The sequence below is a fragment of the Rhizobium rhododendri genome, assembly GCF_007000325.2.
Taxonomy (GTDB): Bacteria; Pseudomonadota; Alphaproteobacteria; order Rhizobiales; family Rhizobiaceae; genus Rhizobium; species Rhizobium rhododendri.
In genome coordinates, this window is the sequence record NZ_CP117267.1 from 1206833 (window position 1) to 1230802 (window position 23970).

22 protein-coding genes are annotated in these 23970 nt (G+C 60.1%); 20 read left to right on the plus strand and 2 right to left on the minus strand.

Annotated elements, in window-relative coordinates; translation table 11 throughout:
* Window positions 1-19 precede the first annotated feature (19 nt).
* The 14 genes from PR018_RS06035 (at window position 20) to lpxB (ending at window position 14228) form a co-directional block, all read left to right on the plus strand.
* Window positions 20-850 carry a cell envelope integrity EipB family protein gene (locus tag PR018_RS06035; RefSeq protein WP_142822527.1) on the plus strand — a complete coding sequence of 277 codons (831 nt, stop codon included), beginning with the start codon at window positions 20-22 and terminating at the stop codon, window positions 848-850.
* A 203-nt stretch (window positions 851-1053) separates the two neighbouring features.
* The gene (rpsB, locus tag PR018_RS06040; protein ID WP_142822528.1) at window positions 1054-1833 is read left to right on the plus strand and encodes a 30S ribosomal protein S2; all 780 of its coding nucleotides are present in this window, start codon (window positions 1054-1056) and stop codon (window positions 1831-1833) included.
* Between the two features lie 268 nt (window positions 1834-2101).
* Window positions 2102-3028 (plus strand): translation elongation factor Ts, encoded by a 927-nt coding sequence (gene tsf / locus PR018_RS06045; protein WP_142822530.1) that lies wholly within the window; start codon window positions 2102-2104, stop codon window positions 3026-3028.
* A gap of 98 nt (window positions 3029-3126) precedes the next feature.
* Complete coding sequence (gene pyrH, locus PR018_RS06050; RefSeq protein WP_111215517.1) at window positions 3127-3846, plus strand: UMP kinase; 720 nt, start codon at window positions 3127-3129, stop codon at window positions 3844-3846.
* 51 nt (window positions 3847-3897) lie between these two features.
* On the plus strand, window positions 3898-4458 hold the full coding sequence (gene frr / locus PR018_RS06055; RefSeq protein WP_142822532.1) for a ribosome recycling factor: 561 nt from the start codon (window positions 3898-3900) through the stop codon (window positions 4456-4458).
* 44 nt (window positions 4459-4502) lie between these two features.
* On the plus strand, window positions 4503-5249 hold the full coding sequence (locus PR018_RS06060; protein ID WP_142822534.1) for an isoprenyl transferase: 747 nt from the start codon (window positions 4503-4505) through the stop codon (window positions 5247-5249).
* A complete protein-coding gene (locus PR018_RS06065) occupies window positions 5250-6083 on the plus strand; it encodes a phosphatidate cytidylyltransferase (RefSeq protein ID WP_142822536.1) in 834 nt (277 codons plus the stop codon).
* A gap of 24 nt (window positions 6084-6107) precedes the next feature.
* On the plus strand, window positions 6108-7241 hold the full coding sequence (rseP, locus tag PR018_RS06070; protein ID WP_202617104.1) for an RIP metalloprotease RseP: 1134 nt from the start codon (window positions 6108-6110) through the stop codon (window positions 7239-7241).
* A 194-nt stretch (window positions 7242-7435) separates the two neighbouring features.
* Window positions 7436-9775, plus strand: a complete 2340-nt coding sequence (bamA, locus tag PR018_RS06075; protein ID WP_142822538.1) for an outer membrane protein assembly factor BamA — start codon at window positions 7436-7438, stop codon at window positions 9773-9775.
* A 52-nt stretch (window positions 9776-9827) separates the two neighbouring features.
* Window positions 9828-10892: a UDP-3-O-(3-hydroxymyristoyl)glucosamine N-acyltransferase gene (gene lpxD / locus PR018_RS06080; protein ID WP_142822540.1), complete on the plus strand. Its 1065-nt coding sequence runs from the start codon at window positions 9828-9830 to the stop codon at window positions 10890-10892.
* Complete coding sequence (gene fabZ / locus PR018_RS06085; RefSeq protein ID WP_142822542.1) at window positions 10885-11352, plus strand: 3-hydroxyacyl-ACP dehydratase FabZ; 468 nt, start codon at window positions 10885-10887, stop codon at window positions 11350-11352. Before lpxD ends, fabZ begins: the two co-directional genes overlap by 8 nt.
* Entirely contained in the window at window positions 11349-12167 is an 819-nt protein-coding gene (gene lpxA, locus PR018_RS06090; protein ID WP_142822544.1) for an acyl-ACP--UDP-N-acetylglucosamine O-acyltransferase, read from the plus strand. Before fabZ ends, lpxA begins: the two co-directional genes overlap by 4 nt.
* Window position 12168: 1 nt before the next feature.
* A complete protein-coding gene (locus PR018_RS06095) occupies window positions 12169-13050 on the plus strand; it encodes an LpxI family protein (protein WP_142822545.1) in 882 nt (293 codons plus the stop codon).
* Window positions 13047-14228 carry a lipid-A-disaccharide synthase gene (gene lpxB, locus PR018_RS06100; protein ID WP_142828857.1) on the plus strand — a complete coding sequence of 394 codons (1182 nt, stop codon included), beginning with the start codon at window positions 13047-13049 and terminating at the stop codon, window positions 14226-14228. The genes PR018_RS06095 and lpxB overlap by 4 nt, the downstream gene beginning before the upstream one ends.
* Window positions 14229-14260: 32 nt before the next feature.
* On the opposite strand, the gene gltA is transcribed toward lpxB, so the two are convergent.
* The gene (gltA, locus tag PR018_RS06105) at window positions 14261-15550 is read right to left on the minus strand and encodes a citrate synthase (protein ID WP_142822549.1); all 1290 of its coding nucleotides are present in this window, start codon (window positions 15548-15550) and stop codon (window positions 14261-14263) included.
* Between the two features lie 301 nt (window positions 15551-15851).
* On the opposite strand from gltA, the gene PR018_RS06110 reads away from it, so the two are divergent.
* The gene (locus PR018_RS06110; RefSeq protein WP_142828855.1) at window positions 15852-18311 is read left to right on the plus strand and encodes a ComEC/Rec2 family competence protein; all 2460 of its coding nucleotides are present in this window, start codon (window positions 15852-15854) and stop codon (window positions 18309-18311) included.
* Here PR018_RS06110 and lexA read toward each other — a convergent pair.
* Window positions 18292-19011 carry a transcriptional repressor LexA gene (lexA, locus tag PR018_RS06115; RefSeq protein ID WP_142822553.1) on the minus strand — a complete coding sequence of 240 codons (720 nt, stop codon included), beginning with the start codon at window positions 19009-19011 and terminating at the stop codon, window positions 18292-18294. The genes PR018_RS06110 and lexA overlap by 20 nt on opposite strands.
* Before the next feature lie 165 nt (window positions 19012-19176).
* On the opposite strand from lexA, the gene PR018_RS06120 reads away from it, so the two are divergent.
* From PR018_RS06120 to pdhA, 5 genes are all read left to right on the plus strand, one after another.
* Entirely contained in the window at window positions 19177-20061 is an 885-nt protein-coding gene (locus PR018_RS06120) for a VOC family protein (RefSeq protein WP_142822555.1), read from the plus strand.
* Window positions 20058-20903: a 3-deoxy-8-phosphooctulonate synthase gene (kdsA, locus tag PR018_RS06125; protein ID WP_142822556.1), complete on the plus strand. Its 846-nt coding sequence runs from the start codon at window positions 20058-20060 to the stop codon at window positions 20901-20903. Before PR018_RS06120 ends, kdsA begins: the two co-directional genes overlap by 4 nt.
* A 147-nt stretch (window positions 20904-21050) precedes the next feature.
* Complete coding sequence (gene eno, locus PR018_RS06130) at window positions 21051-22325, plus strand: phosphopyruvate hydratase (RefSeq protein WP_142822558.1); 1275 nt, start codon at window positions 21051-21053, stop codon at window positions 22323-22325.
* 135 nt (window positions 22326-22460) lie between these two features.
* The gene (locus PR018_RS06135) at window positions 22461-22772 is read left to right on the plus strand and encodes an FtsB family cell division protein (RefSeq protein ID WP_111215546.1); all 312 of its coding nucleotides are present in this window, start codon (window positions 22461-22463) and stop codon (window positions 22770-22772) included.
* 157 nt (window positions 22773-22929) lie between these two features.
* Entirely contained in the window at window positions 22930-23970 is a 1041-nt protein-coding gene (gene pdhA, locus PR018_RS06140) for a pyruvate dehydrogenase (acetyl-transferring) E1 component subunit alpha (protein ID WP_142822560.1), read from the plus strand.

A 23970-nucleotide genomic window follows, 5' to 3' on the forward strand; every position in this document is an offset into this window, starting at 1 on the left:
GTCCAACAGGAGATAATGCATGTTCCGTTCGAGTCTTGCCGCGGTTCTCCTTGGCAGTACAGGCGCTCTTTGCCTGTCTTTTGCAACGGCGCAGGCAGCCGGTCCGAGCGGGCTGGTGGCCCATCGTGCGATCTACGATCTCGAACTCAAGGATGCCACGGATCGCTCCGGTATCGCCGGCATGTACGGTCGCATGGTCTATGAATTCACCGGTTCTGACTGCTCCGGCTTCACCACCAATTTCCGGTTCGTGACCCAGATCGACACCGGCGACGCGACCCGCATGAGCGACCAGCAGACGACGACCTTCGAGGACCTGACCAAGCGGATCTTCAAGTTCGAGACCAAGTCGTTTACCGACGACGCACTGGACAAGGATGTCCGTGGCGCCGCCGCCGACAGCGCCAAGGGCGTCAAGGTCGATCTGGCGCAGCCGTCTGCCAAGCAGATCGATCTGGCCGAGAGCCGCTTCCCGACCGAGCATATGCTGGACATCATCCACAACGCCAAGCTCGGCAAGACCTTCTTTGAGGCCCACGTGTTCGACGGGTCGGACGATGGCGATCGCTCGCTGGCCGCAACCACCGTGGTCGGCAAGGCTGAAACGCCCAAGGCCGGCGACACAACGGACGCCGACAAGGCGGGTGCCTTTGCTAAGACGCCGTTCTGGCCTGTGACGGTCGCATACTTCAACGAGAAGGCCCATGGAGACGCCACGCCCGTCTACCGCATGTCATTCAAGCTCTACGAAAACGGCATCACCCGCGACCTGACGATGGACTATGGCGATTTCGTTTTGACTGGAAAGTTGACCAAGCTCGAAATGCTGGACGCCAAAGCCTGCAAGTAGGCCTTTGGCATGCGAGGTCCTGGGCTAGCGTAATTTTAACGACACTGCTTGCCTTTCTGCTCTGGGAAGAGTATGGGCACCTCATTCCACACGTGAGGCAAGGGATTGTCCGGGAGAAATCCGGACCGTTCCACCCGGTGGTATCTTCCTAGAAGATGCTGTTCGCCTTGCGGAGGTTCAACCGGATAAGGAGTAACCCAGGCATGGCATTGCCCGATTTTTCTATGCGCCAGCTTCTCGAAGCCGGCGTTCACTTCGGCCACCAGACACACCGCTGGAACCCAAAGATGAAGCCATACATCTTTGGCGACCGCAGCAACATCCACATCATCGACCTTCAGCAGACCGTTCCTTTGCTCAGCCGCGCCCTGCAGGTTGTCAGCGACACCGTTGCCCGTGGCGGCCGCGTCCTGTTCGTCGGCACCAAGCGCCAGGCGTCTGAAATCATCGCTGACAGCGCGAAGCGTTCTGCTCAGTATTACGTTAACTCGCGTTGGCTCGGCGGCATGATGACGAACTGGAAGACCATCTCCAATTCGATCCAGCGCCTTCGCAAGCTCGACGAAATCCTCAACGGCGACGCCCAGGGCTTCACCAAGAAGGAACGCCTCAACCTTGAGCGTGAACGCGAAAAGCTGGACAAGGCTCTCGGCGGTATCCGCGACATGGGCGGCACACCTGACCTGATGTTCATCATCGACACCAACAAGGAAAAGATTGCCATCGACGAAGCAAAGCGTCTCGGCATCCCGGTTGTTGCGATCATCGACTCGAACTGCGATCCGGATCAGATCGATTATCCGATACCGGGCAACGACGACGCCTCGCGCGCCATCTCGCTCTATTGCGAACTGATCTCGCGCGCTGCCATCGACGGCATCGCCCGTCAGCAGGGCTCGTCCGGCCGCGATCTCGGCGCTGCTTTCGAAGCACCGCTCGAGCCGACCCTGGAAGAAGAAGTTGCTCCTGCTCCGCAGGCTTGATTGACCAAGCGGCAGGCGGATGAAAATCTGCCTGGCCGCGACTGAAATTCAGATAAGGCCGTTGGTGACTTGAGCAAGTTTCAGCGGCCTTACCTGTTTCAGGCGAAGGCATTCGGCGTAGATCCACCGATTGCTATCGTTTGAAAATCATTCCGTGTGGCGCGCTTTCATAACGCTGTCATGCATAGGGGTACATTTCGTCCCTCAAACCGGGTGCCGCGCCGGCTGATGCCGTCAGCGCACCATACCAACCGACAAGAGGCAAATAATGGCTGAAATCACGGCTGCACTGGTAAAGGAACTGCGCGAAAAGAGCGGCGCAGGCATGATGGACTGCAAGAAGGCACTCACCGAGACCGCCGGCGACATGGAAGCCGCGATCGACTGGCTGCGCGCCAAGGGCATCTCCAAGGCTGACAAGAAGTCTGGCCGCACGGCTGCCGAAGGCCTCATCGGCGTTGCCAGCGCCGGCACATCGGCCGTTGTCGTCGAAGTCAACTCCGAAACCGACTTCGTTGCCCGCAACGATGCCTTCCAGGGTATCGTCCGCAACATCGCCAAGGTCGCCCTGACGACCGACGGTTCGGTCGAAGCCGTTGCCGCTGCGACCTATCCAGATTCTGAGAAGTCCGTCGCCGACACCATCAAGGATGCCATCGGGACGATCGGCGAGAACATGAATCTGCGTCGCACGGTTCTGCTGTCGGTCAAGTCGGGCGTCGTCTCGACCTACATCCACAATGCAGTCTCCGACGGCCTCGGCAAGCTCGGCGTTCTCGTTGCGCTGGAATCGACCGGTGACAAGGATGCGCTGAATGCCATCGGTCGCCAGGTTGCCATGCACATCGCTGCCACGGCACCGCTCGCCCTGCGTCCTGAAGACGTCGATGCTGCTGTTGCTGAACGCGAACGCAACGTGTTCATCGAACAGGCTCGCGAATCCGGCAAGCCGGAAGCCATCATCGAAAAGATGGTCGATGGCCGCATGCGCAAGTTCTTCGAGGAAGTCGCTCTTCTGTCGCAGGCTTTCGTCATCAATCCTGACCTGACGGTCGGCGCTGCCATCAAGGAAGCCGAAAAGGCAGTCGGCGCGCCGATCGAGATCACCGGCATGGCACGCCTCCTGCTCGGCGATGGCGTCGAGAAGGAAGAGACTGACTTCGCAGCTGAAGTCGCTGCCGTCGCCAAGGGCTGATCGTCGGTCTGCTTACTGCGGGAAAACCAGAGGGCATCGCGTGACAACGCGATGCCCTTCGTGTATCCGGCTTTTTACGATCAATCTTAGGAGCAACCATGTCCGAGCCGATTTACAAGCGCGTCTTGCTGAAGGCGTCTGGTGAAGCTCTGATGGGGACACAGGGCTTTGGCATCGATGTCGAAGTTGCCGACCGGATTGCCTCAGACATTGCCGAAGCCTGCCACATGGGCGTCGAAGTCGGCGTGGTTGTCGGCGGCGGAAACATCTTTCGCGGCGTCGCCGTGGCCTCCAAAGGCGGTGACCGCGTCACCGGCGACCACATGGGTATGCTGGGAACCGTCATCAACGCGCTGGCGCTGGCGACTTCCTTGCGCAAGCTTGGAATCGACACCGTGGTGCTGTCAGCTATCGCCATGCCTGAAATCTGCGAGAGCTTTTCGCAGCGCGCCACGCTCTATCATCTGTCGCTCGGCCGCGTCGTGATTTTTGCTGGTGGCACCGGCAATCCGTTCTTCACCACCGATTCGGCTGCTGCCTTGCGCGCGGCGGAAATGGGCGCCCAGGCGATCTTCAAGGGCACGCAGGTCGACGGCATCTATTCGGCCGATCCGAAGAAGGTGCCGGACGCTACCCGTTTCGAACATCTGACCCACAGCCAGGTGCTGGAAAAGGGTCTGGCCGTGATGGATGTCGCCGCCGTCGCACTGGCGCGCGAGAATTCCATCCCGATCATAGTATTTTCGATCCATGAAAAGGGCGGTTTCGCCCAGATTTTGACCGGCGGCGGCTACAAGACCGTCGTATCCGACAACTGACGATCTCATGGCGTCGTGGATCGACGCCGCATTGACGACGGGAGTAAAGACATGAGTGGCAACACCGACCTCAACGAAATCAAGCGCCGAATGGACGGCGCGATTTCCGCCTTCAAGGGCGACATCGCCTCGCTGCGCACCGGCCGTGCGTCGGCAAACATCCTCGATCCGGTAACGGTCGATGCATACGGTTCGCGCGTGCCGCTGAACCAGGTCGCCAACATCACCATTCCGGAACCCCGCATGCTCTCAGTCTCTGTCTGGGACAAGTCCATGGTGAGCGCCGTCGATCGCGCCATTCGCGAATCCAACCTCGGCCTGAACCCGATCATGGATGGCCAGAACCTGCGCATTCCGCTGCCGGAACTCAACGAGGAGCGTCGCCGCTCGCTGGTCAAGGTTGCCCACGAATATGCCGAGAAGGCCAAGGTTGCGATTCGCAACGTCCGCCGCGATGGCATGGATGGCCTGAAGAAGGCCGAAAAGGACGGGGCTCTCGGCCAGGACGAAACCCGCGCCAAATCGGACCGCGTGCAGAAGATGACGGATGACTCGATTTCCGACATCGACCGCTTGCTCATCGATAAGGAAAAGGAAATCATGCAGGTTTAGGTCTGCACGAACCAGCGTCCTGCCGTCGAACGAACTGGATACCCATGTCAGAGTCTAGCCTTATGGTAGTCCCCGAGCACGTCGCCATCATCATGGACGGCAACGGCCGCTGGGCCAGTGCGCGCGGCCTGCCGCGCACCATGGGGCATCGCAAGGGCGTCGACGCAGTCCGCGAGACCGTGCGCGCTGCTGGCGATGTTGGTATCAAGTACCTGACGCTGTTCGCATTTTCTTCGGAAAACTGGCGCCGCCCAGAGGCCGAGGTCACGGACCTGCTTGGGCTTCTGAAGGCATTCATCCGTCGCGACCTCAGCGAGTTACACCGGCAGAATGTCCGCATCCGCGTTATCGGCGATCGCCAGAACCTGCGGGGCGACATCCTGCCGCTGTTGATCGAAGCCGAAGAGACAACCAAGAATAACACAGCGCTGACGCTGGTCATCGCCTTCAATTATGGCTCCCGCGACGAAATCGCCCGCGCCGTTGTCAGTCTTGCCAAGGATGTCGAGGCGGGACGCTTGCGGCCGCAGGATATTACGGCGGCACTGATCGACGGGCGGCTGGATACGGCCGGAATTCCCGACCCTGACCTCATCATCCGCACCAGCGGCGAGGAGCGGCTCTCCAACTTCCTGCTCTGGCAGGCTGCCTATTCCGAGTTCATGTTTGTGCCGGACTACTGGCCGGATTTCAGCCGCGCCCTGTTCCTGTCCGCACTCGAGCGCTACGCCGCCCGTGATCGCCGCTTCGGGGCCCTGTCGGCCAAGCCGACCGCCGCCGTGGGTCTCTAAATGAGCCGCGAACTCAGGCTTCGAATTATATCGGGCGTCGTCATGGCAGTCGTGGTCCTGTTGGCCACCTGGCACGGCGGCTCGGCGTTCCGGCTGCTGGCATCGGTCATAGGGCTCCTCATCTACTACGAGTGGTCGACCATCACCGGCCTGCGAGATCGCGACTTTCCGGGAGCTGCCCTAGGCTGGCTCGCGGTCGTCGTCATTGTCATCGCCACGCTGGCGCGAGAATCGGTCTATGCGGTCGGCGCGCTGCTGCTTTTCACGGTCCTCGGCATGGGCCTCGTTGCGGCCCGAAAAAAAAGCTGGTGGTTGCCGGCCGGCATCGTCTACGCGGGCCTGACGGTCATCGCCATGTCGGAAATCCGCGACGACGACTTCCTCGGCTTCGTATTGATGCTGTTCATTTTTGCGACCGTCTGGGCAACCGACATCCTTGCCTACTTCGTCGGCCGCGCGCTGCGTGGGCCGAAGTTTGCGCCGCGCATTTCCCCCGGCAAGACGTGGTCCGGAGCCGCAGGCGGCACTCTTGCGGCTGTGATCATAGGCCCGGCAGTCGTCTGGTGCTTCTTCCCCGGCACAGGGCTCCGGGTGGTACTGGTGGCTCTCCTGCTGTCGGTCTGCAGCCAGGCTGGCGACCTCTTCGAGTCCTTCATCAAGCGTCGTTTCGGCGTCAAGGACTCCGGCCATATCATTCCCGGACATGGTGGCGTGATGGATCGTGCCGACGGCCTCGTTTTCGCTTGTTTTGCAGGCTTCTTGTTGGCTATCGTGCTGTCGTTGATGGCGGGAGGCGAGATGTCGTCCTTGGGCGGCGTATTGCTGGGTGTCTGAAATCAAAACATACAGGATACGTTCATGGGCAGCATAATGAGCATCGTCAGCTTCCTCGTAGGCTACATCCTGCCCTTCGTGCTGGTGCTATCGCTGCTGGTGTTCGTCCATGAGATGGGCCACTACCTCGTCGGCCGATGGTCCGGCATCCGCATCCTGGCATTCTCCGTCGGGTTCGGCCCGGAGATTGCCGGCTATACGGACAGCCACGGCACCCGCTGGAAACTCTCGGCAATCCCGCTCGGCGGCTATGTAAAATTCTTCGGTGACCAGGACGCCTCCAGCAAGCCGGACATCGATGCGGTCTACGCCATGAGCGAGGCCGAACGTGCCCAGTCCTTCGTCGGTGCCGCGCTCTGGAAGCGTGCCGCCACGGTGGCAGCTGGTCCCATTGCCAATTTTATTCTGGCGATTGCCATCTTCTCCGTCCTGTTTGCCATATACGGCCGCCAGGTTGCCGACCCTGTGGTAGCTGAGGTCAAGCCGGATAGCGCGGCCGCCCAGGCGGGGATCGAGCCAGGCGACCTCCTTGTGGCAATTGACGGCGACAAGGTCACGACATTCGACGACGTTCGCCGCTATGTCAGCATCCGCCCGGGCCGCAACATTGTCGTGACCGTCGAACGGCGTGGCGAAAAACGCGACTTCCCGATGGTTCCGCTTTCGACCGTCATGACCGACCAGTTCGGCAACAAGATGGAAGTCGGCATCATCGGCATCGTCACCAACCAGGAGATGGGCCATTTTCGCAAGGAAAGCTTCACACCACTCGGCGCAGTGGCCGAAGGTGTGAGGCAGACGGGGCACATCGTCACCGGAACGTTCGAATATATCGGCAATCTTCTTGGCGGCTACATGAAGGCGGATCAGCTCGGCGGCCCCATCCGCGTCGCCCAGGCCTCCGGCCAGATGGCGTCGCTGGGTATTGCAGCCGTGCTACAGTTGGCTGCCGTTCTGTCGGTTTCCATTGGGTTGTTGAACCTAATGCCTGTACCGGTACTTGATGGCGGCCACCTGATGTTCTATGCGATTGAGGCGGTAAGGGGAAAACCGCTTGGGGCCGGCGCGCAGGATGTCGCTTTCCGCATCGGTTTGTTCATGGTGTTGTCGTTGATGGTTTTCGCAACCTGGAACGATATCAGCGCCCTGATCGGATGAGGGCAGGACAGCGGAAATAATGCTTTATTTACGATGTTTCAAAGCTGTAGTGGCGAATGAGACACGTTTCCAAATGAAGTAAACAGAAATTAACCCGCGCGCTTGCTTGTAGGCTAAAAGCGGGTAAAACGACACACGTGGCCGGAATCGAGTTTGCTCGACATCAGGAACGACTGAGAAAAGGTAAGAAGTACATGAAGGCTGGTTCAAAGTTTTTGAACGCAGTATCGGCGGTTGCGCTGTCTGCTGGTATTGTTGCTTCGGGCGCAGGCGTCCTTACCCTTGCATCCGCCTCTGTCGCGGAAGCAGCTGTCATCCAGAAGGTCGACGTTCGCGGGGCATCCCGCTCTGGCGCGGACGCTGTTCGCGACAACATAACGATCAAGCCCGGTGTTAGTTTCACCAGTTCCGACGTCGATGACTCCGTAAAGCAGCTTTACGCGACGGGTTACTTCTCCGACGTCCACATCAATGTTTCCGGCGGCACGCTCGTCGTTTCCGTCAAGGAAAACCAGATCGTCAACGCGGTGGTTTTCAACGGCAATCGCAAGATCAAGGATGACAAGCTGCAGGGCGTCGTCAAGACGCATGCTTCGGGTCCTTTCGATCAGAACATCGTCAATGACGATATCAAGACCATCAAGGAAGCCTACGCAGTCATCGGTCGCAACGAAGTGACCGTGACGACGCAGGTCGTCAACGTGGCCCCCGGCCGCGTCAACATCGCTTTTGTCGTCAACGAAGGCGACCGTACGAAGATCGACAAGATCAACTTCACGGGTAACCAGGCCTATGGCGATGGTCGCCTTGCGTCGGTTATCGCGACGAAGAAGACCAACTTCCTGTCGTTCCTGACCCGCAAGGACGTCTACAGCGCCGACAAGCAGCATGCCGACGAAGACACGCTGCGCCAGTTCTATTACAATCACGGCTATGCCGACTTCCGCATCGTGTCCTCGGACGCGACGCTGGACGAGCAGACAAACGCCTACACCATGAACTTTGCTGTCGAGGAAGGTCCTCGTTACACCTTCGGCGACATCTCTGTCGTGTCGACGGTCGACGGCGTCAATGCCGACGAACTCAAGGGCCTGATCTCAACGTCTACCGGCGAAGTCTACAACGCCAAGAACATCCAGAAGTCGATCGAGGCGATCTCCAAGCGCGTTGCTGCTGCTGGATATCCCTTTGCCCGCGTCACGCCGCGTGGCACGCGCAACTTCCAGAACAACACGATCGCTGTGGAATATCTGGTCGACCAGGGTGAACGCGCCTATGTCGAGCGCATCGAAATCCGCGGCAACACCCGCACCCGCGATTACGTCATCCGTCGCGAATTCGACCTGAACGAAGGCGATGCGTTCAATCAGGAAATGATCACCCGCGCCAAGCGTCGCCTCGATGCTCTCGGTTATTTCACGAGCGTCAACATCACGACGGCACCGGGCAGCGCGCCTGACCGCGTCGTCATCGTCGTCAACGTGATCGACCAGTCGACCGGTTCGTTCGGCGTCGGTGCAGGCTACTCTGTCGGCAACAACGGCGGGATCCTGCTCGAAGCCTCCGTCGAGGAAAAGAACTTCCTCGGTCGCGGCCAGTACATCCGCATCGCTGCGGGCGCCGGCACAGAAGGCTCGCGCACCTACAACATCTCGTTCACCGAGCCCTATTTCCTCGGCTACCGCCTGGCCGCTGGTTTCGACATCTTCAAGAACCAGACGTCGAGCGACGATTACTACGACTACAGCGAAGCCGGCTTCTCGCTCCGCGTGACCGCGCCGATCACCGAAGACCTGGCCACGACCCTTCGCTACAACTACAAGCATATCGATTATAAGGGTACCAATGACTGGGAAGATCACCTGTCAAACACGTACCAGAACCTCATCAACGACGGTCCTTGGACGCAGTCGTCGGTGTCGCAGACATTCACCTACAACACGCTCGACGATCAGAACCTTCCTCGCGACGGTATCATCGCCAAGCTGACGCATGAGTTTGCAGGCCTCGGCGGCGACTCGAACTTCTACAAGATCAGCGGCAAGGCGCGCTTCGTTAAGACGCTGAGCGACGAAGCCGACATCATCGGATCTCTGACGCTCGGTGCCGGCTACGTGCTGCCTACGAACGGCAAGCTGAACGTCTTCGACCAGTTCCAGATCGGCGGTCGTGAAATCCGCGGCTTCGAGAACACGGGTATTGGCCCACGCACATCGAATGGCGACAAGGACCCGTTGGGCGGCACGACATACTTCACGGCCTCTGCTGAAGCCAGCGTTCCAATGCCTGGCGTTCCGCAGGACATCGGCCTGCGCGCTGCAGCCTTTGCCGACGCTGGTACCCTCACGGGTAACAAGGTCGACACCTCTGGCGATAGCGTCAACAGCGATAGCTCGATCCGTGCATCGCTCGGCCTCGGCATCATCTGGGCCTCGCCCTTCGGTGTGCTGCGCGTCGACTATGCGCAGCCTGTCATGAAGCAGAGTTACGACAAGGTTCAGCAGTTCCGGTTTGGCATTGCCAACCAGTTCTGATATCGGCAGGCCCAGACCCACGGGTTAGAATACCGTCCTGGAGCTGTTGTTTATGGAACATAACCGTTTTTTCCCGCCCCATGCTGGGGTCAGCCTTCGGGAGCTGGCCAATCATCTTGGGGCGGTTGTTGCCGATGAGAAGTTTTCAGACCGTGTCGTTCGTTCTGTAGCCCCCGTATACCGGGCAGCTGAAGGCGACGTTTGCTATATTCTTTCCCGCAAGAACATGGATGAGTTGAAGACCTGCAAAGCCTCCGCCATCATCTGCGATGCGTCGATGCAGTCGATCATTCCGCAACACGTGCCGATCATACTATCCTCAAAGCCCCATGCTGCCTTCGCCATTGCCGGTGCCTTGCTGCACCCTGCTGCAATGCGGGCCGTAACAGTCGGCACAGCTGAGAGCGGCATCTCGCCGTCCTCTTTCGTCGATCCCACCGCACGGCTCGAGGCCGGTGTGCTGGTCGAGCCGATGGCGGTTATCGGGGCAGATGCCGAGATCGGCGCGGGGACGCGGATCGGCGCAGGTGCCATTATCGGCGCTGGCGTCAAGATTGGCCGGAATTGCTCGATCAGTGCTGGGGCCAGCGTTCTTTGTGCCTATGTAGGCAACAACGTCATCATTCATAACGGTGCGCGCATCGGCCAGGATGGTTTCGGCTATGCCCCCGGTCCGGCCGGCATGCTGAAGATCGTCCAGGTCGGGCGCGTCATCATCCAGGATCACGTCGAGATCGGCGCCAACACGACGATCGACCGCGGCACGATGGACGACACCGTCATCGGCGAAGGAACGAAGATCGACAATCAGGCGCAGATCGGCCACAACGTCCGCATAGGGCGCCATACAGCGATTGTCAGCCAGGTCGGCATCGCCGGCAGCGCTCGCATCGGCGACGGCGTACAGATCGGCGGACAGGCCGGGGTTGCCGGTCACATCCATGTCGGAGACGGTGCGCAACTTGCTGCCGGTAGCGGCGTTATATTCGATCTGGCGCCTGGTGGTCGCTACGGCGGCGTTCCGGCGCGGCCGATCAAGGATTTTCTAAGGGAGATGGCGGAGACCATGGCTAAGATTGGAAGCCGCAAGAAGGCACGGGATGGCAAGGATGACTGATCACCCCGGGACCGAGCTCGGATCGGCCGATATTCTCGAGATCATGAAATTGCTGCCGCACCGCTATCCGTTTCTCCTCGTTGACAAGATCATCGAGATCGATGGCGACAACTCCGCAATTGGGATCAAGAACGTCACCGCCAACGAACCGCATTTCACTGGGCATTTTCCGGATCAGCCGATCATGCCTGGCGTCCTGCTGATCGAAGGCATGGCCCAGACCGCCGGCGCTATCTGCGCCCGCAAGGAAGGCCAGAGTGGCAGCCTCGTCTACTTCATGACCATCGACAATGCGCGCTTCCGCAAGCCGGTCGTGCCTGGCGACCGCGTTGAGTTTCACGTTGTGAAACAGCGCCAGCGTGGCAATATCTGGAAGTTTCATTGTGATGCAAAAGTTGACGGCACCAAGGTTGCCGAGGCCGATATCGGCGCGATGATCGTGCGCAAGGAAGAATCATGAGCGGAATAGCAAAGAGCGCCATTATCCACCCGATGGCCATCGTCGAAGATGGCGCCGTGCTGGGCGAGGGCGTCTCTATCGGGCCTTTCTGCTTCGTCGGACACAAGGTCGTGCTGGGTGACAATGTCCAGCTTTTCAACAATGCTGTCGTCACCGGCCGCACGACCCTCGGCAAAGGCTGCAAAATCTTCCCCATGGCCGTCGTCGGCGGTGATCCGCAGAGTGTCCATCACGGCGGCGAGGACACCAGCCTGACGGTTGGCGACAACTGCACGATCCGCGAGGGCGTGACGATGAACGCTGGCACGGCTGAATTTGGCGGCGAGACGATTGTCGGCAACAACAACCTGTTTCTCGCCAACTCGCACGTCGCCCATGATTGCCGGGTCGGCAACAACGTGATCATGTCCAACAACGTCATGCTTGCAGGCCATGTGGTGATCGGCGACCGCGCCATCCTGGGCGGAGGCTGCGCCGTGCATCAGTTCACCCGCATCGGCCGCCAGGCTTTCATCGGTGGTCTCTCGGCAGTCAATTACGATGTCATCCCCTACGGCATGCTGAACGGCAACCCCGGGATATTGGGCGGCCTTAACGTCGTCGGTATGACGCGTGCGGGTATCGAGCGGCCGATCATTCATATGGTCCGTCGCGCCTTCAAGGCGGTGTTCGAGGGCGAGGGTTCGATCCGCGAAAATGCGGCTGCAATCCGCACCGAGTTTGCCGATTGCGCCGAGGTGATGGAAATCCTCGACTTTATCGCCGCTGATAGCGATCGCGCCCTTTCGTCGCCGCATCGCGGCAACAAGAACTGACGTGGACGATAGCGGGAACGACGGCAAGGGGCGCCTGGCGATCATCGCCGGCAGCGGCTTTCTGCCAGCTTATCTCGCCGAGGCCGCCCGACAGGCGGGCGAAAACCCGGTTATCGTCGTATTGAAGGACGAGGTTCTCCGCGACTGGAGCGACTACGACCACGCGCTGCTCGGCGTCGGTGACTTCAAGGGATTCGAGGCGCTTTTCGATCGCTACGATGTGCGCCGTATCGTGATGTCAGGCAGCGTTGCCCGGCGCCCGGAATGGTGCGAGATACGGCCAACCTGGCAATCGTTGGTGCGAATGCCGCGAGTGGTCAAGACGCTGCTGTCCGGCGGAGACGATACCGTGCTGAAGATGGTGATCGGCCTGCTCGAGGTCAAAGGCCGCAAGGTCATCGGTGCCCACGACATCGCCCCCGATCTGCTGGCGACAACCGGCACGCTTGGCAGCCATGCACCGTCCGAGGATGACATGCGAGACATCAAACAAGCAGCCAGGGCAGCCGATGCGCTCGGCATGCTGGATGTGGGACAGGGCGCTGTCAGCGTCGGCGGACGCATCGTCGCGCTCGAGGGCGTCGAGGGCACGGACCAGATGATCGAGCGCGTCGCAGGCCTGCGAGCAGCGGGACGCATATCGCACCGCCGACGGGGCGTGCTGGTGAAGCTTTGCAAGCCGCAGCAGGACCTGCGCGCCGATCTGCCCTCCATCGGCGTATCGACCATCCTCAACGCCAAGGCTGCTGGTCTCGGTGGCGTCGCTGTCGAGGCCGGGCGTGCGCTGATACTCGAGCGCAAGGCAACGATCGACGCAGCCAATGAGGCCGGCCTGTTTTTGTTCGGCATCGACCGCGGCCTGCCTGCAGGAGGTCTCCAGTGAACAATGCGCCCCTGAAGGTCGCCATCATTGCCGGGGAAGTCTCCGGCGATCTGCTGGGCGCCGATCTCGTTGCTGCCCTGCGCCTGCAGACGACGCGACCGCTCGAGCTCGTCGGCGTCGGTGGCGACGGACTGGAGGCGCAAGGCCTGAAGTCGCTGTACGATTTCTCCGAACTGTCGCTGATGGGGTTCACCCAGGTGATCGCCAAGTTGCCGCGGCTGATTGCCCTTATCGGCGAAACGGCAAAGGCCATCATCGCCGCAAGGCCCGATGTTCTCGTGATCATCGACAGCCCGGATTTTACCCACCGGGTGGCCAAGCGGGTTCGCAAGGCGCTGCCCGACCTGCCGATTGTCCAATATGTTTGCCCGAGCGTCTGGGCCTGGAAAGAATATCGCGCCACAGCGATGCTCGCTTACGTCGATCACGTCCTGGCTGTCCTGCCGTTCGAGCCGGAAGTCATGAAACGTCTCGGCGGGCCGCCGACGACCTACGTCGGTCACCGCCTGGTGACGGATGCCGGTCTGGTCGACGCGCGCCAGCAGCGGGCTATTCGTCCGCCCCTCGACCAGGCCGACACGCGAACCATATTATTATTACCCGGCTCACGGTCGTCCGAAATAAATCACCTGATACCGTTCTTTCGCCGGACTGTCGATGAGCTTAGCCGGCGTAATAAAAACATGCGATTCGTCATGCCGACAGTCGCCCGACGCGAAGATTTGGTTCGCAAGCTGGTTGCGGATTGGGAGATCAAGCCCGAGATCGTCGTCGGGACTGCTGCCAAGTGGCAGGCCTTCGCGTCAGCCGATGCAGCGATGGCGGCGTCGGGGACAGTGATTCTGGAACTCGGCCTGACGGGTGTGCCGGTCATCTCGACCTACAGCACGGATTTCATCGTCAAGCTGCTGCACAAGCGGATAAAGACATGGACCGCTGCGCTGCCCAACCTGATCGCCGATTATGTCATCGTGCCGGAGCAGATCAACGAGATGCTGCTGCCGGGGCTGCTGTCCCGCTGGCTGGAACGCCTGTCGAGCGACACCCAGCAGCGCCGCGCGATGATCGAGGGCTTCGACCTCGTCTGGCACCGGATGCAGACCGAGATCCCACCCGGCGAAAAAGCTGCATCCATCGTGCTCGAAGTTCTGGACAACAAAAAACCCGCCCATTCCTGAGCGGGTTTTTTTTATGAAGCCGAAGACGCTTTTTAGCGGCCGTCGACCGGTGTGTAATCGCGCTTCGGTTCGCCCGTGTAGAGCTGGCGAGGACGGCCGATGCGCTGCTGCGGATCTTCGATCATCTCGTTCCACTGAGCGATCCAGCCGACGGTACGCGCGAGTGCGAACAGGACGGTGAACATTTCCGTCGGGAAGCCCAGCGCGCGCAGGGTGATGCCCGAATAGAAGTCGACGTTCGGATACAGCTTCTTTTCGATGAAGTAGGGGTCGTTCAGAGCGATCTTTTCGAGCTCCAGGGCAACCTGCATCAGCGGATCGCCGGCATTGCCGGTCGCTTCCAGCACCTCATACATCGTCTTCTGCATGATCTTGGCGCGCGGATCGTAGTTCTTGTAGACGCGGTGGCCAAAGCCCATGAGGCGGAAAGGATCGTTCTTGTCCTTGGCGCGAGCGATGTACTCGGGGATGCGATCGACAGTGCCGATTTCCTGCAGCATCATCAGGGCAGCTTCGTTGGCGCCGCCGTGGGCAGGGCCCCAGAGGCAGGCGATGCCGGCCGCGATACAGGCAAACGGGTTTGCGCCCGAAGAGCCGGCGAGGCGGACCGTCGATGTCGAGGCGTTCTGCTCGTGATCGGCGTGCAGGATGAAGATGCGGTCCATCGCACGGGCGAGAACCGGATTGACTTCGAACTCTTCGCAAGGAACAGCAAAACACATGCGCAGAAAATTCGACGCATAGTCGAGATCGTTCTTCGGATACACGAAAGGCTGGCCGATATGATACTTGTACGCCATCGCGGCAAGCGTCGGCATCTTGGCGATCATCCTGAGGCTCGCGACCATGCGCTGGTGCGGATCCGTGATGTCGGTTGAATCATGATAGAAGGCCGACAGCGCACCAACGCAACCGCACATCACAGCCATGGGATGTGCATCGCGGCGGAAGCCGGTGAAGAAGCGCGTCATCTGTTCATGCACCATCGTGTGATGAACGACGCGGTCGTCGAAATCCTTCTTCTGGGCAGCCGTCGGCAGTTCGCCGTAGAGAAGCAGGTAGCAGACTTCCAGGAAGTCACCCTTTTCAGCCAGCTGCTCGATGGGGTAGCCGCGATGCAGCAGAACGCCTTCGTCACCGTCGATATAGGTGATCTTGGATTCGCACGATGCGGTCGAGGTGAAGCCGGGGTCGTAGGTGAAGGAAGCGGTATTCTTGTAGAGTGCGCCAATGTCGAGGACGCTCGGGCCGATGGTACCGGCCTTCACCGGCAGATCGACAGTCTTATCACCCCAGGTCAGTTTCGCGCTTTGTTCCGTCATGAGAGCCTCCAAGATTTGGCGGGTTGGTGCCTTAAAAAAGCACCAAAGGGTTAAGCGTCTAAAGATTAGCTATATGATCCAGACGCTAATGCCAAGTTACCCTGACCGGTATTTGTGCATCGCGGTATCAACTTTTGGGCAGCGCCTGCGCCATGATTGCGATGCCTTTAAAGCACGTTCTTCGGCATTCCAGAAGCGACCTTCCTACGGCAGGCATTTCAATCGATTTTAGTTGAATTATTCGAGCAAAGGTTGCAAAAATACCCCGAGCTTGACGATTGCGGGCAGGGCTGACGGGCGAATGGCAGAGTTGGACGCGCGCGAGAGGCAAGGTCACCGCCAGGTATTTCTCGGCCTCGCCGAGCGGTCGCGCGCCACTGTCAACGCCGTTGCCAAGCTTGGACGGATGCCTGCCCGCACGCAACACGCCGTGCCGTGGCCGAAGCGCGCTGCCCTTTCGCTCAACGGGTGGCGAATCGCTACCGCCGGCATGCTTGCGGAAGAGGCCGCCCACGGTCGCGCGATGCTGTTTGCGCCCGTCTATATCGGCTGCGGCGCGATTATCTGGTTCGAGTTGCCGGGCAATCCGCCGCTGACGGGCATTGCGGCGGGCTTCCTCGTGCTCGCCGCCGTTTGCCTCCTGAAACACAATCTGAGCCCGATGCTGCGGCATCTGGCGTTCGCTGCGGCGCTGGGCCTGCTCGGCATGCTTCTCGCTGAGTGGGAGACGTGGCGGGCCTCGACGATCATGCTGGACTCGCCCGTGACCACCACCATCACCGGCCAAGTTCAGCGCCGCGAAGTGGACGATAAAGGGCGGTGGCGCTACGTGCTGGATCTGCTGGCGACAGACGCGCCTGTCGTTCGGCGGCCACCGGAGCAGATATCCCTTCTTGTGCGCGGCCAGGATGTACCGTTCGAACTCGGAGATGTGGTTGAGGGCAGGGCCCGGTTAAGCCCGCCAGCAGGCCCTGCGCTGCCCGGCCTCCACGATTTTGCGTTCACTGCCTATTTCGAAGGCACCGGTGCCAACGGTTTCTTCTACGGTACGCCGCAACTGATGATGGCCAGCGTCGACGACACCAGCGAGCGAACCACGCTCCAAAGGATCGACCGCTGGCTGACTGGGCTGCGCGGCCATATCGGAGACCGAATCCGCTCGATCCTGCCCGGCGACACCGGCGCCTTCGCGGCTTCGCTGGTCAACGACGAACGTCGGGCGATTTCGCCGGAAACGACGGATGCCCTAAGGGTGTCCGGCCTCGCCCATATCATCGCCATCTCGGGACTGAATATGGCTTTGTCGGCCGGTATCTTCTATGTCGGCCTCCGGCATGTACTGAGCCTGTTTCCCGGATTGGCGCAGGCTTTTCCGACCAAGAAAATTGCAGCCGTCGGTGCGCTGATCACCGTCACCGCCTATTATTTCATTTCCGGCTTCGGGGTATCGGCCGAACGGGCCTTCATCATGATGGCGATCATGCTGGTCGCGGTGCTGTTCGACAGACCATCCTTCAGCCTGCGCAATGTCGCCCTATCGGCCATCGCCATCCTGGTGCTCTCGCCGTCGCAGATCCTCGGCCCGAGTTTCCAGATGTCCTATGCGGCGACCATCGCCCTTGTATCCGGCTATTCGCTATGGAAGGGACGTCCGCCCCGCGAGCGGCGGTTTGCCGCTTTCCGGGCACCGATGCCGGTGCGGGCGGTCAGCCGCTTCTTCACAGGCGTCGCCATGACATCGTTCATCGGCGGCGCGTCGACGGCGATCTTTTCGATTGAGCATTTTCACAGGCTGGCGACCTATGGCCTCGTTGCCAACCTTGCCGCCATGCCGGTGGTGTCATTCATCGTCATGCCGATCGGCATGCTTGCCATGCTGATGATGCCTTTCGGCCTAGACGGCGTATTCTGGCTAGTCACCGGGTGGGGACTCGATATCGTCATGGTCATTGCAAAGACGGTGGCGGCATGGGGTGGCAATGTGCCCTTCGCGCGCCTGCCTGCCGGACTTTTCCCGACCATTATTGCCGGCTTCCTGCTGATGACGGTGCTGCGGACGCCTATGCGCCATGCCGGCGCGTTGCTGATTGCAGCCTCGGTGACCTTCGCCGCCTTCCAACCGTCTCTCCAGAAATCGGAACTGCTGATTTCGGAGGATGGCGAACTCGTCGCCCTGTTCCGGCAGGGGCGCCTCGAGCGCAACCGCGAACGCCCCCCGGATTTTATCTATCAGCAATGGAAGCGAGCCCTGCTGGTGTCAGAGGATACGCCGCCGCAAATGCTGCCGCCGGACAACTCGACCCCGTCCCATTCCGTTCGTGGCCGCCCCTCGACCCGTATGGATGCGGAGCATCAGGCCACATTGCGGTCAGCAATGGAAACTGCTCTGGACAATGCGGTCGACGGCGGGTTTGCCTGCCATGGTCGCGATTGGTGCGTTGCCATGCTCGAGACGGGCGCGATGCTGGTGACTATCTCCGACGCGGCTTATCTGGGGCCGGCCTGCGATACCGCCGACATTGTCATCACGCCGGTCAAACTTCGCCTTGATCGCTGTCGGTCCGGTGCAGTGCTCTACACCGGCGCTTCGTTACGCAAAACAGGTTCCATAGAGGTCAACTTAAGCTCTCCTAAGCCAGAGTTCATCACCGCGTTCAGCGCCCTTGACCGTCCATGGGAGAGGCATCGAGTCTACGACTGGCGAAAGCCCGCTTTCACCGGTACCGACGCCACGTCACCGGTCAGTGATACCGGCGGATGAGGCCGACAAGCCGCCCCTGGATCTTCACCCTGTCCGGGCCGAAGATGCGGGTCTCGTAGGCCGGGTTGGCTGCCTCGAGTGCAATGGAGGCACCTTTGCGGCGAAAGCGCTTGAGCGTGGCCTCCTCGTCATCGACGAGGGCGACGATGATGTCGCCGGGGCTCGCCGTACTGGCATTTCGGATGATCACCGTATCGCCGTCGAAGATGCCGGCCTCGATCATCGAATCGCCTCGCACCTCGAGCGCGTAATGCTCGCCGGCGCCGACCATGTCGGCTGGAACCATGATGTCGTGGGTGTTGTTCTGGATCGCGGCAATGGGAACACCGGCAGCGATTCGGCCCATGACCGGCAGCGAGACGGAGCCGCTGCGGTCGTCGACTGCGGGCTTTGTCGGCGCTGCGGCAACAGCCGGCGTCTTGCCAAGGCTGCCTTCGATGACGCTCGGCGAAAAGCCGCGCCGTGGCTGCGCATTCGGGTTATAGGCCTCGGGAAGCTTGATGACCTCGATGGCACGCGCCCGGTTCGGCAGGCGGCGAATGAAGCCGCGTTCCTCCAGCGCCGTGATCAGCCGATGGATGCCTGATTTCGACGCCAGATCCAGCGCATCCTTCATTTCATCGAAAGAAGGCGGCACGCCGGACTCTTTCATTCGTTCGTGAATGAAGAGAAGCAGTTCCTGTTGCTTGCGCGTCAACATCGTTTTTCGTGCTCCAAGTGCGAAACAAAGCCAGAACGGACACTATCTGTTCCATATGTGTTCCGCAAGTGACTAAATCTTTGTGAACGCCGTTGGAATAATCGCGTTTTTGGAAGATCATGTCGCGCTGCGGTCGCTGACGGCTTCGCAGGGTGGAGACAAACCATGACAGCAGCCTACCCGATCGACCATCTGGTCCTGCCGACCTGTGATATAGCCTCTGCGCGCCAGCGGCTGAGCAAGGTCGGCTTCACTGTCGCTGCCGATGCACGGCATCCCTTTGGTACTGAAAATGCTTGCGTTTTCTTTGCCGACAAGACCTATCTCGAGCCACTCGGCATTGCCAGTCTCTCGGAGTGCGAGGCGTCGGCGCTGGCCGGCAATGTCTTCGTCGCGCGCGACCAGGCTTTCCGGTTTCGCGTCGGCGACGATGGTTTTTCCTCCATTGCCTTCGCAACCGGCAATGCTGAAAGCGACCAGCAGCGCTTTCTCGACAGCGGGGTCTCGGGCGGCAAGATCCTCGAGTTCGAAAGGCCGTTGCGCATGCCGGACGGGTCCGAATCGATCGCCGGCTTTCGACTTGCCTTCGCTGCAGATTTGCGTGCCCCGGATTTCTTCGTTTTCACCTGCGAGCGCATCAATGCGATGCCGACGGATCGCAGCGCGCTGGAGAGGCATCCGAACGGCGTTCTCGGCATTTCGCGCATTGTACTGTCCTCCGCCAGTCCGGAGGCGTTTTCCGGGCTCATCAGCGAAGTTGGCAATGGTGCCGCAATCGCTCCGCATTCCTTTGGCATCACAGCATCGTCGGCCAATGTGGAAATCGACATCTTGAGCGGCGAGGGGATGGAGGCCTTCTATGAGGTGGCGCCATCCGGTGAAGATCCGGGCCTGCGGGGGCGGGCAATCGTCTTTGCCGTTCGCGATCTTTCCGTGACAGAAGCGCATTTGGCTGGTAACGGCGTGACCTACACACGCAAGAGCAACACTATTCTGGTGAAGGCCGCTCCCGGGCAGGGGGCATTGTTTGCCTTCGAGGAGACAGCATGAGCCATTCGACAAATTCGGACGTGGTCGCCGGCGAAGGCCCCGGCAAGGTCACTTTCTCCAACAGCAAGCGCCTCTCGCTGATTGCCGGTCCCTGCCAGATGGAGAGCCGCGACCATGCCTTCACGATAGCCGGCAAGCTCAAGGAACTCTGCGCCTCGCTCGGTATCGGGCTCGTCTACAAGTCGTCCTTCGACAAGGCCAACCGCACATCCCTGTCCGCCCAGCGCGGCCTTGGGCTGGAAGCGGCTCTGGAGATCTTCGCCGATCTGAAGCAGGAATACGGTTTCCCGGTGCTCACCGACATCCACACGGAAGAGCAGTGCGCGCTTGTCGCCAAGACCGTGGATGTCCTGCAGATCCCGGCTTTCCTGTCGCGCCAGACCGATCTTCTGGTCGCTGCCGCCAAGACCGGCCGCATCATCAACGTCAAGAAGGGTCAGTTCCTCGCCCCCTGGGACATGAAGAACGTGCTGGCCAAGCTTAACGACAGCGGAAACCCGAATATCCTGCTCTGCGAACGCGGAGCCTCCTTCGGCTACAATACGCTGGTCTCCGATATGCGCTCGCTGCCGATCATGGCGGCGATGGGCGCTCCGGTGATCTTCGATGCTACCCACTCCGTGCAGCAGCCCGGTGGCCAGGGCGCATCGTCAGGCGGCCAGCGCGAATTCGTGGAAACCCTTGCCCGCGCGGCCGTTGCCGTCGGCGTCGCCGGCGTCTTTATCGAAACCCACGAGGATCCCGACCATGCGCCGTCCGATGGCCCCAACATGGTGCATCTGAAAGACATGCCGCAGCTGCTCGAAAAGCTACTGGCATTCGACGCCATCGCCAAGGCCTAGCATCTGCGGGAGCGTTCAACAGGCTGACATGATCTTGGTTTAGTCGGCTATGACGTTCCCTCATTCGAAGCGCGTGATGGCATTGTAATTGTCACGCCTTCGATTTAGAGATTTCAATCGATTATAACCAGCGAGCAGGAACCAGCCATGACCGCAATCACCGACATTATCGCCCGCGAGATTCTCGACAGCCGCGGCAACCCGACTGTCGAAGTCGACGTATATCTGGAAGACGGCAGCATGGGTCGCGCCGCAGTCCCGTCGGGCGCCTCGACAGGTGCCCACGAGGCAGTCGAATTGCGCGATGGTGGCTCGCGTTACCACGGCAAGGGCGTCGAAAAGGCTGTAGAAGCCGTCGATACCGAGATTTTTGAGGCCATCGGCGGTCTCGATGCTGAAAACCAGATCCAGATCGACAACCTGATGATTGAGCTGGATGGCACGGCCAACAAGTCCCGCCTCGGCGCCAACGCCATCCTCGGTGTATCGCTCGCCGTCGCCAAGGCCGCTGCCCAGAGCGCCGACTTGCCGCTCTATCGCTACGTCGGCGGCGCTTATGCCAGCCTTCTGCCTGTGCCGATGATGAACATCATCAACGGCGGTGCCCACGCCGACAACCCGATCGACTTCCAGGAATTCATGATTCTCCCCGTCGGTGCAGAAACCTTCTCCGATGCCGTCCGCATGGGCTCCGAAGTTTTCCACGTGCTGAAGAAGGAGCTGTCGGCCCAGGGTCATAACACCAATGTCGGCGACGAAGGCGGTTTCGCACCGGGCCTGAAGAGCGCGCCGGAAGCCCTGGACTTCATCATGAAGTCGATCGAGAAGGCCGGCTATCGTCCCGGCGAAGACATCTACCTCGGCCTCGATTGCGCTGCGACCGAGTTCTTCAAGGACGGCAAGTACGTTCTCGAAGGCGAAGGCCGCACGCTGGAGCCGGGCGCCATGGCTGAATACCTTGCCGAACTCGCTGCCAAGTATCCGATCCTGTCGATCGAAGACGGCATGTCCGAAGACGATTGGGAAGGCTGGAAGACGCTGACCGAGCTTGCCGGCAAGACCACCCAGCTGGTTGGCGACGACCTTTTCGTCACCAACTCCTCGCGCCTTCGCGACGGCATCAAGATGGGCGTCGCCAACTCGATCCTCGTTAAGGTCAACCAGATCGGCACGCTGACCGAAACGCTCGACGCCGTCGAAACGGCCCACAAGGCCGGCTACACCGCCGTCATGTCGCACCGCTCCGGCGAAACCGAGGATTCGACGATTGCCGATCTCGCGGTCGCCACCAACTGCGGCCAGATCAAAACCGGCTCGCTGTCGCGCTCGGACCGTCTTGCCAAGTACAACCAGCTGATCCGCATCGAGGAAATGCTCGGTCCGCAGGCCCGCTACGCCGGCACGTCCATCCTGCGCGGCTGATACCAGACGCATCCGCTTTTCTACCAACCGCGCCTTCGGGCGCGGTTTTTTAGTCGATCTCGCAACACGGTCAACGGACGGTTAATCTCTGCCGTCTAGTGTCGCTCACACGGGTACAGCGTATGGGCAAACGGCATGTGGACAAAATATCATAAGAAGAAGCGGCTCGGTCACCTGGTTCTTCCAGCCATCACCGTCGCCTTCGTATCCTATTTCGGCTACCACTGCGTCCATGGCGACTACGGCCTGCGGGCGACCGAAGTCTTCGAGCAGCAGCGACTGGCCCGCTCCAAGGATCTGGCCGATCTCGTTGCTAAGCGACAGCACCTTGAAAAGGAGGTTGCCCTGCTCAGCGACGGATCGCTCGACAAGGACATGCTTGATGAAAAGGCCCGTTACCAGCTCGATTATTCCAAGGCCGACGAAATCGTCATCTTCAACAAATAGCGCGATTAACTGAATTTCAGTTAATCGAAGATTTTATTTATTTTTCAGTGACTTATATCGAATACTAGCCATGCGTTTATGGCATTGCTGCATCTGTTAATCTTCCCTATGTTACGCGTCACCATTGATCGATGCTTATCACACAGGGGAGGGTTGAATGGCGCCGAAAATCGCGTCCGTTTCCAACCGGAAAACGTCCAAGTCAGCACGTGTTGAAACCAACGGCGGTCCTATCGCCGATTTCGATCGCGACGAAGAGCTGAAAGCCTACCGCGAAATGCTGCTCATCCGGCGTTTCGAGGAAAAGGCCGGACAGTTGTACGGCATGGGGTTCATCGGCGGATTCTGTCACCTCTACATCGGCCAGGAAGCTGTCGTCGTCGGCATGCAGATGGCCCAGAAGGAAGGCGATCAGGTCATCACGGCCTATCGCGACCACGGCCACATGCTCGCTTGCGGCATGGAAGCGCGTGGCGTCATGGCCGAACTGACTGGTCGCAGCAGCGGCTATTCGCACGGCAAGGGCGGCTCGATGCACATGTTCTCGAAAGAGAAGCATTTCTACGGCGGTCACGGTATCGTCGGCGCGCAGGTTTCGCTCGGCACCGGGCTCGCTTTCGCCAACAAATACCGTGGCAATGACAGCGTCTCTGTCGCCTATTTCGGTGACGGTGCTGCCAACCAGGGCCAGGTCTACGAGAGCTTCAATATGGCTGCTCTCTGGAAGCTGCCGATCGTCTATATCATCGAGAACAACCACTACGCCATGGGCACGTCCTCGGCCCGCGCGACGGCGCAGTCCAACTATTCGCTTCGCGGTTCGGGCTTCGGCATTCCCGGTATGCAGGTCGATGGCATGGATGTGCGCGCCGTCAAGGCGGCAGCCGACGAGGCGCTCCAGCATTGCCGGTCCGGCAAGGGCCCGATCATTCTCGAAATGCTGACCTACCGTTATCGCGGCCATTCGATGTCCGACCCGGCGAAGTATCGCTCCAAGGACGAAGTGCAGAAGATGCGCTCAGAACATGATCCGATCGAGCAGGTGCGCTTGCGCCTGGTCGGAAAGGGCTGGGCATCCGAAGACGATCTGAAAGCGATCGACAAGGATGTTCGCGATATCGTTGCTGACAGTGCCGATTTCGCCCAGTCCGAGCCGGAGCCGGATGCATCCGCGCTCTATACAGACATTCTGCTCTGA